Origin of the sequence: Streptomyces sp. NPDC050534 (assembly GCF_044457745.1) — a bacterium.
Lineage (GTDB): Bacteria > Actinomycetota > Actinomycetes > Streptomycetales > Streptomycetaceae > Streptomyces.
This window is the reverse complement of record NZ_JBITHF010000029.1, coordinates 1-14869: the sequence shown is the minus strand read 5'-3', so window position 1 is coordinate 14869 and position 14869 is coordinate 1. Positions and strand designations below refer to the sequence as shown.

Here is a 14869-nt window from a genome sequence, read left to right as displayed (position 1 = left end):
GGGCCGCACCTGTACTGGATCCGCGGTCTACCGTCGGATAATTCTGTCGGACTGTTGACGGAATATTCAAGCCTGCCTACGTTGACCGGCATGCAGATGCCCACCGGAGTGCACGCCCTGGTCAGACGGACCCATGAGGACTGCGTCCTGCGTGCCCTGCAGGAGAACGGCGCCCTGAGCCGGGGAGAGATAGCCCGGGTCGTGGGCCTGTCCCGCACCACGCTGTCCGACATCGTCGGAAGCCTGCTGCAGCGCGGCGCCATCGTCGTCGTCGACACCGACGCCGCCCGGCGCGCGGGCAGCGGCCGCCCGGCCGAACGCCTCGCCCTCGACCCGGCGTCCGCGCAGTTCATGGGGGTCGACTTCGGGCACCGACGGGTCCATGTGGCGGTCGCCGACGCCTCCCACGAGATCATGGTCTCGGGCTCCGTACGCTACGAGGACTCGGCCTCCTGGCCCGTACGCCTGGAGCTCGCACTCTCCCTGCTCGACCGGCTGAGCGCCGAGGCGGGCGTCCACTACGGCGCGCTGCAGGGCATCGGCATCGGCGTCCCCGGCCCTTACCCGGCGCCCCGGGGCGCGCCCTGGCCGCGGGCCTCGGCCGGTGCCCCCGTGCTGCGCCCGGCACCCGAAGGCGTCGACACCGCCTTCGCCGCACGCTTCGACGCACCCGTGATCATCGACAACAACACCCGCCTCGCCGCACTCGCCGAGGCGATCAGCGGCGCGACGAGCGTCGCCGACCTGGTGTACGTACGCCTCTCGGACGGTGTCGGCGGCGGCTTGGTCGTCGGCGGTCAGCTGGTCACCGGATCCGGAGGGCTGGCGGGTGAACTGGGGCACGTCACCGTCGATCCGGCGGGCCGGCCTTGCCGGTGCGGCAAGCGCGGCTGTCTGGAGACCGTCGTCTCGGTGCCCGGAATCCTTGCCAAATGCTGGGAGTTCGGCCTTCCCCTGGAAGACCTGGGCGCCCTTGCGGGCGCGGTGTCCCGCGCTCATCCCGTGGTGGACAGGGTGCTGCGCGAGGCCGCGGCGGCGCTCGGCCGGGTCGTCGGCGCGGCCACGATGGCGCTGAACCCGGCGAAGGTGGTCATCGGCGGGGAGATCACCAGGCTCGCCCCGGTGATCGTGGAACAGGTCGCCGCCACCCTCGCCGCCGAACTCTTCCCCACCGCGTCGGCCGGACCTGTGGTCGAGGCCGCCCGTCTTTCGGACGAGGACGGAGCGCTCGGTGCGCTCGCGGCGGTCTTCCACAGTTCCCCGCTGCTTGCGAAGTACCCCGAAATCGCTGATGTGAAGGGCCGTACGGATGCACCCGACTCCATCACAGAAAGAACCGCCCATGCACGTACTTGACCAGCAGGGTGCCAACCCAACGGATGCCCTGTCCGACACGACGCCCGAGGCGCCGTCGGGCGCAGCAGCCAAGTCCGCCAGGACGCCGTCCGGTAAGCGCAATCAGAGGCGAGCACTTGTGCTCAACGCTCTGTCCGTGGTCCTCGGAATCGCCCTGTGGTGGGCCCTGGCCGCCACCGGATTCAAGCTGCCGACCCCACCGGAGGTCGTCTCCCGGGCCGGCGCACTGATCAGCGACGGCACGCTTGCCGACGACGTACTCGCTTCTCTGACACGAGTGGTGATCGGCTTCGTGCTCGGCACCGCGGTGGCGATACCCGTCGGCTTCCTGATGGGCTGGTACGCCACTGCCCGTGCGCTCATCGAGCCCTGGATCCAGTTCTTCCGTACGATCCCGCCGCTTGCGATCATCCCGCTGGCCATCGTGGTCATGGGGATCGACGAGACACCCAAGATCTTCGTGATCTTCCTCGCCGCGTTCCTGGCCTGTGTGATCTCCACCTACCAGGGCGTGGTGAACGTCGACCGCACACTGATCAACGCAGCTCGGGTGCTCGGCGCCAAGGACGGCAGGATCTTCGCCCGGGTCGTGGTGCCGGCCTCCACGCCGTTCATCCTCGTCGGCATGCGGGTCGGGCTCGGCTCCGCCTGGGCCACGCTCGTGGCCGCGGAGCTGATCGCCGCCCAGCAGGGGCTCGGCTACCGCATGCAGAACGCCCAGCTCTATTACGACCTCCCGACCATCTTCGTCGGGCTCATCTCGATCGGGATCCTCGGCCTGCTCATGGACCGGGTCCTGCTCCTCGCCGAACGCAAGCTCACCGGATGGCAGGAACGCCGATGACCGACAAGCACGCCGGGACAGCAAAGCCTGCCACGGAGCCCAAGCCCGCGAAGATCTCCGTCCGCGGCGTCACCAAGACCTTTGCCCTGGGCCGCGAGACCTTCACCGCGCTCGACGACGTCTCGCTCGACATCGCGGACAACGAGTTCGTCACCGTCGTCGGCCCCTCGGGCTGTGGCAAGAGCACCCTGATGAACATCCTCGCCGGCCTGGAGACCCCGACCGAGGGCCTGGCACTCGTGGACGGCGAAGAGGTCAGCGGACCCGGCCCCGAACGTGGGGTGATCTTCCAGCAGTACGCGCTCTTCCCCTGGCTCACCGTGCGCCAGAACGTCGAGTTCGGGCTGCGCACCATGGGCATGGCGAAGGACGAACGCCGAAGGCGCGCCGAGCACTTCATCAAGCTGGTGGGTCTTGAGCGATTCGCCGACGCCCTGCCCAAGACGCTGTCCGGCGGCATGCGCCAGCGCTGCGCCATCGCCCGCGCCTACGCCGTAGGCCCCTCGATCCTGCTGATGGACGAACCCTTCGGAGCCCTGGACGCACTCACCCGCGTCAAGCTGCAGGAACAGCTCCTCGACACCTGGAGCCAGGACAAACGCACCGTCCTGTTCATCACCCACGACGTCGACGAGGCCGTCTTCCTGGCCAATCGCGTGATCGTCATGGCATCCCGCCCCGGACGGATCTACGACGTCATCGACGTCCCCGCGGTCGAACGCGACGAGGACTTCCGCCTCAGCGGCGAGTTCGCCCGGCTGCGCAACCGCGTATGGCACTCCGTGTACCACCAGGTCGGCGCGACCGCCGGCCTCGCCGCCACCCACTGAGCCACCACCTGATCCGAAAGGGAACGATCATCATGGCACCCACCCTCACCCGCAGACACCTCTTCGCCGGCGCCGCGGGCATTGCGACGATGGCTCTGCTGACGGCCTGCGGCAGCGGTTCGGCCGGCGGCGGGGGCGGCGACACGGTGCGCTTCGGCTACATCGGCGACTTCAACGGCGCCAGCCTGATCGCCATCGCCGACGCCAAGGGACTGTGGAAGAAGCACGGCCTGAAGGCCGACAGCAAGGTCTTCACCAACGGCCCGCTCCAGATCCAGGCACTGGGCACCGACAACCTCGACTTCGGCTACATAGGCCCGGGCGCCATGTGGCTGCCCGCCTCCGGCAAGGCCAAGGTGATCGCCCTCAACACCCTCGGCGACTCCGACCGGGTCATCGCCCAGCCCGGCATCAACTCCATGCAGCAGCTCAAGGGAAAGACCGTCGCCGTACCCGAGGGCACCTCCGGCGACATGATTCTCACGCTCGCCCTGAAGAAGGCGGGGATGACCAAGAGCGACATCAAGGCCGTCCCCATGGACCCGTCGACGATCGTGGCCGCAGTCTCCTCCAAGAAGGTCGACGCGGCGGGCTTCTGGTACCCGGCGGCGGCCACCATCAAGAAGCAGGTCCCCGGCCTTGTCGAGCTCGCCAAGAACAGCGACTTCAAGGACGAGGTCTCCTTCCCCACCGCCTTCGTGGCCGGCAACAAGCTGGTCAAGGAGCATCCTGACAAGGTCAAGAAGGTCCTCGCCGTGCTGCGCGAGGCCATCGACTTCCGCGCCCAGCACACCGACGAAGCCATCCGTCTCACCGCCGCCAAGCTGAAGATCCCCGTGGACCAGGTGAAGGCCGACGCCGCCAACAACAAGCTGCTCGGCGTCGACGAGCTCGATGCCCTGACCAAGGACGGCACCGTCGACAAGTGGCTCAAGGGCATGAACGACTACTTCGTCGAGGCGGGCAAACTCAAGCAGCCCGTCGACCCGAAGTCGTACTACACCAGCCACCTCTTCATGGAGGCCGGCAAGTGAACGAGTCCCGCAGCGACCGGAAGAACATCCTCTTCCTGATGACCGATCAGCATCGCGTGGACACACTCGGCGCGTACGGAAACGCCTTGGCGCGCACGCCGGTTCTCGATGAACTCGCCGCCACCGGCACCCGGTTCGACCGCTGGTACACCCCCACCGCGATCTGCACCCCCGCCCGCGCAAGCCTGCTCACCGGTCAGGCGCCGTTCCGCCACCGGGTCCTCGCCAACCATGAGCGCAACGTCGGCTATCTCGAGGACCTTCCCGAGGGCCAGTTCACCTTCTCGGGGGCCCTGCGCGAAGAGGGCTACAACACCGGCCTCATCGGCAAGTGGCACGCCGGCAATCGGCGCACCGCTGCCGACTACGGCTTCGACGGGCCCGAACTGCCCGGCTGGCACAACCCGGTGGACAACCCCGACTACCTCGCATATCTCGATGAGCGCGGGCTCCCGCCGTACGAGATCAGCGACCGTATCCGCGGCACTCTCCCCAACGGAGGTCCCGGCAATCTGCTTGCCGCGCGACTGCACCAGCCTGTGGAGGCCACTTTCGAGTACTACCTAGCCACACGGACCATCGAGCACCTCGAGAAGTACGCGGCCGACTACCGCGAGCGCAAGCAGCCCTTCTTCCTCGCCCTGCACTTCTACGGGCCGCATCTGCCGTACATCCTCCCCGACGAGTACTTCGACCTCGTGGACCCGGCGGACGTCGAACTGCCCAAGTCCGTCTCCGAGACGTTCCAAGGCAAGCCGCCGGTGCAGCGCAACTACAGCGCGCACTGGACCTTCGACACCATGCCGATCGAGACGACCCGCAAGCTCATCGCCGTCTACTGGGGCTATGTCGCGCTGATCGACCGGCAGATCGGCCGCGTCATGGACGCGATGCAGCGGCTCGGCCTGGCCGACGACACGGCGGTGTTCTTCACCTGTGACCACGGCGAATTCACGGGCTCCCACCGGCTGCACGACAAGGGCCCCGCGATGTATGAGGACATCTACCGCACTCCTGGGCTGCTGCGGGTCCCGGGCGCGCCCGCCGGGCTGGTGCGCTCGGAGTTCGTGAGCCTGCTCGACTGCACGGCGACCATCCTGGAGCTCGCGGGCATCGACCCGAAGCCGGCGCTCGACTCGCGCAGTCTGCTGCCGCTGGTGCGCGGCGAGGACCCGGAGTGGGACGAGGACATCGTCTGCGAGTTCCACGGCCACCACTTCCCGTATCCACAGCGGATGCTGCGCGAGGACCGCTACAAGCTGGTGGTCAACCCGGACTCGGTGAACGAGCTGTACGACCTGCACACCGATCCGGACGAGCTGCAGAACGTCTACGAGCACCCGGAACGGGCCGAGGTCTGCAGCCGGATGATGCGCCGACTCTATGACGTGCTGCGCGAGCGCGGCGACAACTTCTATCACTGGATGACGTCGATGTACGACATCGGCGAGGTGGGGCACGACCCGACACTCAGCGGGCTCGACGAGTCCACCTACCAGCCCTAGCCGGCCGGCCCGCCGGACGGGAGCCGCAGAACGAGGACCGAGAATGACCAGCGACCACCGCCCCTGTTGTACGCCGACCGCCACGACTGTCAGCGCCGTGCCGGCCCGGGCCGAGCCGCCGACGCAGGCTGTGCGGCTGCGGTCCACCAAGGGACAAGTCCGCCTACCGGGCGGCGAATTCGCGATGGGGGACGCCTTCGGGGAGGGGTATCCCGCCGATGGGGAGGGTCCCGTCCACCAGGTGCGTCTGAAGCCCTTCCACATCGACGAGACCGCGATCACCAACGCCCAGTTCGCCGCGTTCGTCAAGGCCACCGGGCACGTGACCGACGCCGAGCGCTACGGCTCCTCCGCCGTCTTCCACCTCGCCGTCGACGCGGCACCGGCCGATCTGCTCGGCAGAGCCGCCGGGACCCCGTGGTGGATCAACGTGCGAGGCGCGCACTGGCGCTGCCCGGACGGGCCTCGCTCCGGCATCGCGGACCGCCGCAACCACCCGGTCGTCCACGTCTCCTTCAACGATGCGACGGCATACGCCCAGTGGGCGGGTAAACGGCTGCCCACGGAGGCCGAGTGGGAATTCGCAGCCCGCGGCGGTCTGGCGGGCCGGCGCTACGCCTGGGGCGATGAACTCGCCCCGGACGGCCGCTGGCGCTGCAACATCTGGCAGGGCCGGTTTCCCGACCACAACACCGCCGAGGACGGCTACCTGACCACCGCACCGGTCAGGTCCTACCGGCCCAACGGCTACGGGCTGTGGAACACCGCGGGCAATGTATGGGAATGGTGCGCCGACTGGTTCTCGCCCATGTATTACGCACAGGCACCGGTCGACGACCCGCGCGGGCCCGAGGCGGGCACGACGCGCGTGCTGCGCGGAGGCTCTTATCTCTGCCACGACTCGTACTGCAACCGATATCGGGTGGCCGCCCGTTCCTCGAACACACCGGACTCATCTGCCGGGAACCTTGGCTTCCGGTGCGCCAACGACGCATAGAAGACTGATGAAGATCTTGTTGAGGGGCACCCGACCCGTGGGCCGGGCAGGGGACTGTAAGAGGGCGTTTGATCTAGGTGGATTGCCCTTTATCTCCAAGTAAGTTCCTCGCCAGGTGGGTGTCGTCTCGTCCGTTATGCGCTTGGTGAGGTTGTCGATCGAGGCGACGTGGATCATGGCCTCGTAGCTGGCGGGCAGGGTTTCGTAGTCTCGGGCGAGGCGCCGGTGCAGCATGATCCAACCAATACTTCGTTCGACAACCCAGCGCCTTTTGACGACGTGGAAGCCGCGAACTCCTGGGTTTCTGTTGACGACTTCGACGTCGATTCCGAGGCTGGCGCCGTGCTCGATGGCGGCGTTCTTGAAGCCGGTGTCGACCCAGCTCTTGGAGATGGTCGGGTAGGCCTTCTTGGCTTGGTCGAGGAGCTGGATTCCGACGGCGTTCTCGGACAGGCTCGCGGCGGTGACGGTCACGGCGAGGATGAGTCCGATCGTGTCGGTGAGGATGCCTCGCTTGCGGCCCACGATCTTCTTCGCGGCGTCGGTTCCCTGGCTGGTCAGGGGCACGTTGGTGGAGGTCTTCACGCTCTGGGTGTCGATCACGGAAGCGGTCGGTTCGGGCTTGCGTCCTTCCTTCACGCGGGCCAGGCCGGTCAGATCGTGGTTGAGCTGGGCGAGGATTCCCTCGTCGCGCCAGGCGGCGTAGTAGGCGTAGACGGTGCCGTGGTTGGGGAAGTCGTGCGGGAGGTATTTCCAGGGGATTCCGGTGCGGTTGATGTAGAGGAGTGCGTTGAATACGTCGCGCAGGTCGACCTTGGCCGGCTGCCCGGTGGGCCTGCGGTCGAGCCGGGCCTTTCTCCAGGCCGTCAACGTCGGCTCGATTAAGGCCCATCGGGCGTCGGACAGGTCGCTGGGGTACGGCTTCCGCTGGCTCACGCCGTAGCGTGATCATGGATGCGGCGGCAGGTGCGCTTCTGCTGCTGCTGGGCGTTTTCCTCGCCGTAGAGCAGCGGCACCCCGCACCGATGCTGCCGCCGGGCCTGTTCCGTCAACGGCTGTTTACCGTCTCCAACTCCGCCATGATTGTGGTGGGTTCGCGCTCATGGGCTCGTCATTCTTCTTCTCGCAGTTCTTCGTGGACGTCCGGGGCGGCTCGATCCTGCGGGCCGGACTGCAGACCCTGCCCGCTACCCTCGCCATGGTCGTCGTCAGGCCCTACGCGGGCCGCCTCGCCGCCAGGTACGGCTACCGGTCCGTCGTCACCAGCGGCCTGGCCCTGGCCGGGCTCGGTCTCCTCACGCTGGGGCGGGGTGCACGCCGGCACCAGTTACGCGAATGTGTGGTGGCGGCTCGCCATGGTCGGCGTCGGCTTCGCCCTGACCATGTCCCCGCTGACCGGCGCCGCTATCCAGGCGGTCGACCCGCAGGAGGGCGGCCTCGCTTCGGGCATCAGCAGCACCACGCGGCAGATCGGCGCGGTGCTCGGTGTGGCTGTGCGCGGAGCCGTGGTCTGCGCCCGGCAGTCCGGCGGCGCCTCCTTCGAGGCCGGTCTCGACAGCGCCTTCGCCGTGGCCGGAGCCGTCACCCTGGCCACCGCGGTGTGCACCGGACTGTGGCTGGCGAGGTCCCGGCCGACACCCACGCCCGTGCCGCAGCAGAGCCCTGACCTCAGCGCGCGGCGAACTGCGTGAACTGCCCCCCAGGCGTCCGCCGGCTTCGTCAACTGCACGCTCGCCGGGCGCTTCGAGTCGCGTGGCGGGCCGGTGACCGGCCGTGTGCGGTGGTCGTGTGGCTAGGGGCTATTGCCAGAACAGCTCTTCCACGATGATCTGTGGGTCCGCCGAGCGGGGGATGAAGACGTATCGCATCCAGCCGCGGCCGCTGTCGAAGTGGCACAGGTGCGCACCCTTTGGTGCAGTCGACCTGACCGGCACGATCCAGCAGCCTTCGGGAAGATCGGGCAGGGTCTCGATGCCGCGGAAGTAGGGGTCGGGTACGGTTACCAGCTCGGCGCGGACGGCGGCGAGCTGGGCCTGGACGTGGTCGGGAAGGCTCGCGCGTACGTCCTCGGCGGTGGCTACCCAGTCCATTTGCCATGGCGGCCCCATGAACTCATCGGTCACTGGCCGGGTTCCGCCATCCCGGCCCTGCGGCGCAGTCGCGTGGCTTCCTCCAGCAGGGCCATGGCGGTCTCGTTGTCCCTCGCCTCGACGGCCTGTTCCTCCAGCGCGCTGACACGCCGGTCGAGTTCGGGATCGCGCGCTACGGCGTACTCGGTCCACCACAGGGCGAGGAACGCGGGGACCGGCCCTAGGTCGAAAGCGTCACCGATCGCGCGCTTCCAGTGGGCATCGAAGTCGTCCAGTAGCGCTGGAGCGTGCTCGGCGATGGCTGCGCGCAACGCCTTCGGTGTCCGGTCGGGCATCGGCGGAAGGGCCGGAGGATGGTGGACGGGCTGGCTCATGCTGCCGCGCTCCCTTCCCGCGGTGCCTGCTTGGCCTTGTAGGCGGCGACGAGGGCCGAGACGTACTGAGGAGTCCAGCCGAAGTGCCGAGCGACGGCGGAGGCGCCTCCTCGGCCCAGATCGAGGGCGATCTGGGCGGCGGTGTCGGCGAACGCCTCGCGCTTGAGGTCGGCAGACCGCACGGCCTTGTCCACGGCCATCTGGGCATGCTGCAGCGTCCGTTTTTGCGCAGCGGTCAGTTCTGCCTGCCGGGCTCGGGTCTGGGGGACTTCGGCCATGCCCCCCACAATGCGCCACAGCCCAGTTATTTTCAAGTTGAGAGTTGTTATTTAGGGTGCCCGAGAGCGTGATCGAGTAGTCGCGTAGGGGTGAGATCTGCGCCCGGGACAGCAGCAGCGCTACCTGCGTCAGTGAGGAGTCCCGGCACGTCATGCAGGGGCGGCGTGCCGGGTGATGGCGGGCGGTCGCGTCCGGTCGGGGCCGCATCTCCGCGGGGCGGGCGGGGCGGAAGGTGATGCCGCCGGTGAGTGTGGCCTCCATGCGGGTGGCCTGCTCGCGGTAGGCGGTCGTCTCCCGTCGGGCCACCGGCGCCGGGCGCAGGCCCAGCAGCGGCGACAGTTCCGCCCACGCCGCGCCGAGCGAGGCCGACACCTGCAGGCGACCTGTGTCCGTCTGCAGGGGGACGGCCAGCCACAGGGTGCGGTGGTGCATTTCCTGGTCGTCGAGCAGGTCCAGGGTGGTCTCGACGTTCAAGGAGGAGACCGCCAGCTACATCAAGCACCACCTGACGATCGCCGGCCGGTCGGACCCGCTGTTCTCCGACGACGCCGTCGACCTGATCCACCGCACCAGCCGCGGCCTGCCTCGCTCGGTCAACAACATCGCCCTCCAGTCCCTCATCGCCGCGTTCGCCGACGAGAAGAGCATCGTCGACGAGTCCTCCATCCGCCTGGCCATCACCGAGACACACGCGACAGAGTGACCGCCCGCCGATCAGGCGGCAGCGGCCCGCAGATCTCCGGCCGTCAGTAGCGACAACAGCCCGATGCCCTCGGCCGCGAGGGCACCGGCGCCGCCTTGCTCACGGTCAATCACGCACAGAGCCTCAAAAACCTGAGCCCCCAGACCACGCAGGTCCGCGGTCGACAGCACGATCTGTCCGCCGCTGGTGACCACATCCTCAACGACCAGCACCCGACGGCCCTCGACCTCGGCGCCTTCGGCGAGACGGCAGGTGCCATAGAGCTTGGCCTGCTTGCGCACGAACGCGCAGGGCAGACCCGTGTGTCGGCCGAGCGCGGTCACCACCGGGATGCCGCCCATCTCCAGGCCAGCCAGGACCTCGGTGCCAGAGGGCACCAGCGGAACCATCTGCCGGGCGATCTCATCCAGCAGGACCGGGTCGCCCTCGAACCGGTACTTGTCGAAGTACTCCGTGGCAGTACGTCCGGACCGAAGCGTGAAACGCCCCGTCAGATGAGAGGCAGCATGGATACGGCGAGCAAGATCAGAATGTGTCACAGGCGTCCAGTCTTCCAGCCGCCCTTCCCCGCCAGGACACCGGCTCCCTCCACGGAACCAAGCCATGGACCGCCGCTCTCCATCCCGACACCATGAGCACGAAGCCGACACCGTGAACACCAATGACCCCTGCGGCCTGCGGCCGCAGGGGTCATTCCACATCCGCACGTCATCAACGACAGTGACGCCGTCGTACTCATCCAACGCGTCGCGCAACAGTCGTCTCGCGCTGCCATTGGTGGAGCGTCGGTATTCGAAGGTTGCAGTATTCGCCCGCGGGGCGAGCAGCCCCACACCCGGCCCGGTCACAGGGGAACCGACGAAATGCGGCTCGTGGGGTGACGAAATGGCCGGACTGGTTCAGCGGGCAGGACGGCCGCCGCGTGTTGCGCCTGAGCGGCGTGTTCACGGGAGGGTGTCCTCTCCGGTGGCGTGTCGTTCTTGATCGTGTGGCGGCTGTTCGAGCTGTCGAGGGTGGCTTTTGAGGAGTCTGTATGCGCTCGTGGCGGCGTTGTCTTGATGCGGCCGGAGTGCACGCTCAGGGCCTGCGGTCCGACTACACGGCGGCAGCGCGGTACCTGCGGCGCCGGGAGGTTGCCATGTGGGGCGCGGTGCGGCTGCTGACGCCTCCCGAGTTCCAGCCGCATGCTCTTGCCGGGGCAACGATGCTCGCGTTCACCGACGATGTCTGCGACCGAGGTCCCGTCTGCGGCCGCAGGAAGCGCTTTGAGGCGTGGTCCGGGCACGTCCAGTCGGCGCTGGACACCGGCACCTCAAGTCACCCCTTACTGCGGGCCTATCTGCATTCCGCCCACGCGTACGGGCTGCCCCGCCGGTGGGCAGATGCGTACCTGGCGGGCACGCGGATCGACCTGGAGTTCCCTGGGTTCACTGACGAGGACGACTACCAGCGCTACGTCGAGACGTTGACGTGGCCCGGCCTGATGCTGAGCACCGGGCTGACGCCGCATCTGGTGGCCGATGAGGACTTCGCGGCCTCCTGCCGTCTGGTGGCTGACGGGCTTCAGCGCGTGGACTTCCTGACCGACTTGGCCGAGGACGTGCGCAGCGGGCGCCTGACGCTGCCCCTGGCCGACCTCGACCGTCACGGTGTCAGCCGCGCCGATCTGGAGGCGGGCCGGGACACTCTCGGTGTAAGGGCCTTGATCTCGGAGACAGCCGGCCGGGCACGGGCCACGCTCACCGCGGCGCGGCGCACGGTCGATGAAGTGCCTGATGCCTACCGGCCGGTGGTCCGATGCCTCCTCGGCCTCTACGACCACCGTCTGGACCAGGTCATGGCCGCGGGCGCCGCTGCGACACGTCGACCGGTGCGCGAGGACCCGCTGACGTGTCTACGCCTGGTCGCCCGCTCCCGCCGTCCGGCTCTGCCCAGCCAGCGCCCCTCCAGCGACGACAGGACGGACACACCCGCCCAGCTGTCTTCACCCCAACCCTGACGAAGACGAAGCCCCACGCAGCATCCGCCCGCTCGTCGGGGTCGGGTGCCGGACGCGCCCTGCCTTCAGGCCGGCGCGACGTAGAAGGAAACGTTGAGATGAGATCTACCGGACCTGTGCTGCGGATGCGCGACGTCCGCAAGGGCTACCGTCGTCGCCCTGTTCTGCGCGGGGTGTCACTGGAGCTGTTTCCCGGCCAGCTGGCCGGCATCGTGGGCGAGAACGGAGCCGGCAAGAGCACGCTGCTGAAGATCCTGGTGGGCGACCTGCCGATGGACGCGGGCACGGTCGAGCACCGGGGTGTGTTGGGCCATTGCCCGCAGGAGACCGTGCTGCACGACGCGTTCACCGTGGAACAGCATCTGCGGTTCTTCCAGGTCGCCTACGGCCTGGACAGTCTGCACCGGGCTCATGAGCTGCTGGAGCTGCTGCACTGCTCCGACTACCGTCACGCGCGCCTGGACACGCTCAGCGGCGGCACCCGGCAGAAACTGAACCTGGTGGTGGCCCTGATGCACGACCCGCACGTCCTGCTCCTGGACGAGCCGTACCAGGGCTTCGACTGGGAGACCTACCTGCGGTTTTGGGATCTGGCCGCCAGTCTGCGCGACCGCGGCTGCGCGGTCCTGGTGGTTTCCCACCTCGCCTACGACGCCGAACGCCTGGACATCCTCTACCGGCTGCAGGACGGAACCCTGCACGAAACCGACCGCGTCAGCGTCAACAGCACCTCGCCGGCGGTGACGGTATGAAGCGGTGGTGGAGGTACTTCGGCACAGCGATGCGCTTCACGCTGCTGGAACAGGCGCGCAACCGGCTGGCGCTGGTGATCGTGGTCGTCTTCGTGCCCGTGTGGACCACACTGGCCTTCGAGGTGGTGACCCGGCTGCCGGTCCGCTTCTACGTCCGCCCCGCTGGCCGGGCGGTGACCATGGACGGCAACGTCCTCACCCAGATCACCGGAGCGCTCCAGGCCCTGGCGCTGATCGTGGGGTTCATGATGTTCGTGGCTACCGCCCGCTCCGCGCCCTTCGACCGGCGCCTGGCTCTGGCCGGCTACCCGCGCCTGTGCCTGGCCCTGGCCAAGATCAGCGCCCTCGTGCTGGTGGCCGCAGCGGTCGCTGCCTACGCCACCTCCTGGATGCACCTGTTCTGGCAGCCCCGGCAACTGCCGCTGTTCGCTGCCGGGCTGTTCACCGGGGCACTGATCTACGGGGGCATCGGCATCGTCCTGGCCGTGGTCCTGCGCAGCGAGCTGGCGGGCATGTTCCTGGTCATCATGATCAGCTTCATCGATCTGCTCCTGCAGAACCCGATCTCCAACCCCGACGCCGACAGCGCAGTGATGCGCTACCTGCCTGCCTACGGAGCGATGCAGAGCGCCGTGGCAGGCGGCTCATTGTCGTCGGTGACCTGGAGCAGTCTCCTGCTCGGCGCCGGATGGGCCGCCGCGGCCGCCACCGCCGGCATGACCGCATTCGCCCTCGGAACACGCTCCCACCGCCCCCAGCACTCCACCGACCCCACCATGAGCGCGGTCGCGCACCTGCAGGACGCGCAGCCGGTCGTGGTCGCGGATCCTGGTACCCCGGCAGGCAGGTAGTCGGCTCCTTTTCCCGGTGCCACGAACCGCGATATGCCCAAGCCCCCACCTTCGGTCCGACCCCGAGAGGCCCCGTACATGACGGAACTCGCGCTGCCCCCGGCGCGCACGGCACCGCTCGCGTCCCCCGCCAACGTCCGCGCCGCCGTTGAAGCCGAAGTAGCCGCACGCTGGCCCGACGACGTGACCGGCCTCGACGCCATCCACCACTACGCGCTCAAGGCCCCCAGTAAGCTCCTGCGACCGCTGCTGCTGTGCCACAGCGCACTCGCCCTCGGAGCCGACCTCCACCAAGTCCTGCCCGCCGCCGTCGGCTTCGAATGCGCCCACACCGGCAGCCTCCTCCACGACGACATCCTCGACAACGACGCCCTGCGCCGCGGCCGACCCGCCGTCCACACCCGCTACGGACCCGAGCAAGCCATCGTTGCCGGCAACGCCCTGTTCTTCGCGCTGTTCAACGGCCTCGCGGAATGCGGCGACCGGGGCATCAGCGACCGCCAGATCCGCGACGCCATGGCTGTCCAGGCCCGGGCCGGCATGGAGGTCTGCCGGGGAGCCTCGAGCGAACTCACCCTCGCTGGCGCCTTCGACAGCGACATCGCCTCCTACATGGCCATGGCCCGCCGAAAAACCGCCGTCATGCTCGCTGCCGCCTGCGAGGTCGGAGCCATCCTGGCCGGCGCCGCACCCGACGAGCGCAAGAAGCTCGCCGCCTTCGGCGAACACCTGGGCCTCGCCTTCCAGATCCGTGACGATCTCCTGCCCTACGACGACGAAGCCGGCCACAGCAGCAAACCCGGCGACAGCGACCTGCGCAACCGCCGCCCCACCCTGCCCATCCTGCTGGCCCTGAACCTGGCAGACGACGCGGACCACCAGGCCCTCAAACGCCTACTGACAGACCAGACACCGCCCGCAGCGCAGCGCGAGCTCGGCACCCTGCTCCGTCGCACCGGTGCTCTTACGCAGGCCCGTGCCACCGCCGACAGCCATGCGTCCACCGCTCGCGACACACTGGCCGCACTCCCACCCAGTTCGCACGTCAAGGCGCTGAGCGCGCTGACCCGCTAGTGCTCTGACCGCATAGGTTCGCCGGGCCGTTGAGGCTGCGCCATGAGCGGGCGTGCGCCCCAGCGGATCGCTTTCTCGCCGGATGTGGACGCGTTCCTTACGTTCGGTGGCCAGGACGTTGCGGTGGCGGGCGTTCGCGTTGCGCCAGCGCAGGTAGGCGTGCAGGGCCCGGATCTGCACG

General features: G+C 68.4%; 15 protein-coding genes and 4 pseudogenes. 12 read left to right on the top strand and 7 right to left on the bottom strand.

Annotated elements, in window-relative coordinates:
* Positions 1-90: 90 nt before the first annotated feature.
* Genes ACIBN2_RS46285 through ACIBN2_RS46260 form a run of 6 tightly spaced genes read left to right on the top strand, consistent with a single transcriptional unit; the run spans position 91 to position 6566 of the window.
* Positions 91-1356, top strand: coding sequence for an ROK family transcriptional regulator (locus tag ACIBN2_RS46285; protein WP_399143821.1), 1266 nt, complete (start codon positions 91-93; stop codon positions 1354-1356).
* On the top strand, positions 1343-2200 hold the full coding sequence (locus ACIBN2_RS46280; RefSeq protein ID WP_399143820.1) for an ABC transporter permease: 858 nt from the start codon (positions 1343-1345) through the stop codon (positions 2198-2200). The genes ACIBN2_RS46285 and ACIBN2_RS46280 overlap by 14 nt, the downstream gene beginning before the upstream one ends.
* Complete coding sequence (locus ACIBN2_RS46275) at positions 2197-3030, top strand: ABC transporter ATP-binding protein (RefSeq protein ID WP_399143819.1); 834 nt, start codon at positions 2197-2199, stop codon at positions 3028-3030. Before ACIBN2_RS46280 ends, ACIBN2_RS46275 begins: the two co-directional genes overlap by 4 nt.
* Positions 3031-3062: 32 nt before the next feature.
* Positions 3063-4064 (top strand): aliphatic sulfonate ABC transporter substrate-binding protein, encoded by a 1002-nt coding sequence (locus ACIBN2_RS46270; protein WP_399143818.1) that lies wholly within the window; start codon positions 3063-3065, stop codon positions 4062-4064.
* Positions 4061-5569 (top strand): sulfatase-like hydrolase/transferase, encoded by a 1509-nt coding sequence (locus ACIBN2_RS46265; RefSeq protein ID WP_399143817.1) that lies wholly within the window; start codon positions 4061-4063, stop codon positions 5567-5569. The genes ACIBN2_RS46270 and ACIBN2_RS46265 overlap by 4 nt, the downstream gene beginning before the upstream one ends.
* A gap of 43 nt (positions 5570-5612) precedes the next feature.
* The gene (locus ACIBN2_RS46260) at positions 5613-6566 is read left to right on the top strand and encodes a formylglycine-generating enzyme family protein (protein ID WP_399143816.1); all 954 of its coding nucleotides are present in this window, start codon (positions 5613-5615) and stop codon (positions 6564-6566) included.
* 99 nt (positions 6567-6665) lie between these two features.
* On the opposite strand, the pseudogene ACIBN2_RS46255 reads toward ACIBN2_RS46260, so the two are convergent.
* Positions 6666-7502: pseudogene (locus ACIBN2_RS46255) on the bottom strand (IS5 family transposase); the annotation flags it as partial.
* Positions 7503-7546: 44 nt separating this feature from the next.
* Between ACIBN2_RS46255 and ACIBN2_RS46250 the strand changes: the two are divergent.
* Positions 7547-8257 (top strand): annotated as a pseudogene (locus ACIBN2_RS46250) (MFS transporter); the annotation flags it as partial.
* 108 nt (positions 8258-8365) lie between these two features.
* On the opposite strand, the gene ACIBN2_RS46245 reads toward ACIBN2_RS46250, so the two are convergent.
* The 4 genes and pseudogenes from ACIBN2_RS46245 to ACIBN2_RS46230 all read right to left on the bottom strand — a co-directional run.
* Positions 8366-8656 (bottom strand): hypothetical protein, encoded by a 291-nt coding sequence (locus ACIBN2_RS46245; RefSeq protein ID WP_399143815.1) that lies wholly within the window; start codon positions 8654-8656, stop codon positions 8366-8368.
* A 29-nt stretch (positions 8657-8685) separates the two neighbouring features.
* Complete coding sequence (locus ACIBN2_RS46240; protein WP_399143839.1) at positions 8686-9030, bottom strand: DUF6247 family protein; 345 nt, start codon at positions 9028-9030, stop codon at positions 8686-8688.
* Positions 9027-9230, bottom strand: a complete 204-nt coding sequence (locus ACIBN2_RS46235; RefSeq protein ID WP_399143840.1) for a hypothetical protein — start codon at positions 9228-9230, stop codon at positions 9027-9029. The genes ACIBN2_RS46240 and ACIBN2_RS46235 overlap by 4 nt, the downstream gene beginning before the upstream one ends.
* A 283-nt stretch (positions 9231-9513) precedes the next feature.
* Positions 9514-9780 (bottom strand): annotated as a pseudogene (locus ACIBN2_RS46230) (ATP/GTP-binding protein); the annotation flags it as partial.
* Here ACIBN2_RS46230 and ACIBN2_RS46225 point away from each other — a divergent pair.
* Positions 9767-10012, top strand: a complete 246-nt coding sequence (locus tag ACIBN2_RS46225; RefSeq protein ID WP_399143814.1) for a hypothetical protein — start codon at positions 9767-9769, stop codon at positions 10010-10012. The pseudogene ACIBN2_RS46230 and the gene ACIBN2_RS46225 sit on opposite strands and share 14 nt — an antisense overlap.
* Positions 10013-10023: 11 nt before the next feature.
* Here the strand turns inward: ACIBN2_RS46225 and ACIBN2_RS46220 are convergent, their stop codons facing one another.
* Positions 10024-10551 carry an orotate phosphoribosyltransferase gene (locus tag ACIBN2_RS46220; protein WP_399143813.1) on the bottom strand — a complete coding sequence of 176 codons (528 nt, stop codon included), beginning with the start codon at positions 10549-10551 and terminating at the stop codon, positions 10024-10026.
* 530 nt (positions 10552-11081) lie between these two features.
* On the opposite strand from ACIBN2_RS46220, the gene ACIBN2_RS46215 reads away from it, so the two are divergent.
* From ACIBN2_RS46215 to ACIBN2_RS46200, 4 genes are all read left to right on the top strand, one after another.
* Positions 11082-12011: a squalene/phytoene synthase family protein gene (locus ACIBN2_RS46215; protein ID WP_399143812.1), complete on the top strand. Its 930-nt coding sequence runs from the start codon at positions 11082-11084 to the stop codon at positions 12009-12011.
* A 98-nt stretch (positions 12012-12109) separates the two neighbouring features.
* Entirely contained in the window at positions 12110-12763 is a 654-nt protein-coding gene (locus ACIBN2_RS46210; RefSeq protein WP_399143811.1) for an ABC transporter ATP-binding protein, read from the top strand.
* Entirely contained in the window at positions 12760-13614 is an 855-nt protein-coding gene (locus ACIBN2_RS46205) for an ABC transporter permease (RefSeq protein ID WP_399143810.1), read from the top strand. Before ACIBN2_RS46210 ends, ACIBN2_RS46205 begins: the two co-directional genes overlap by 4 nt.
* Before the next feature lie 78 nt (positions 13615-13692).
* Positions 13693-14688: a polyprenyl synthetase family protein gene (locus ACIBN2_RS46200; RefSeq protein WP_399143809.1), complete on the top strand. Its 996-nt coding sequence runs from the start codon at positions 13693-13695 to the stop codon at positions 14686-14688.
* Here ACIBN2_RS46200 and ACIBN2_RS46195 read toward each other — a convergent pair.
* Positions 14685-14869: pseudogene (locus ACIBN2_RS46195) on the bottom strand (hypothetical protein); the annotation flags it as partial. The gene ACIBN2_RS46200 and the pseudogene ACIBN2_RS46195 overlap by 4 nt on opposite strands.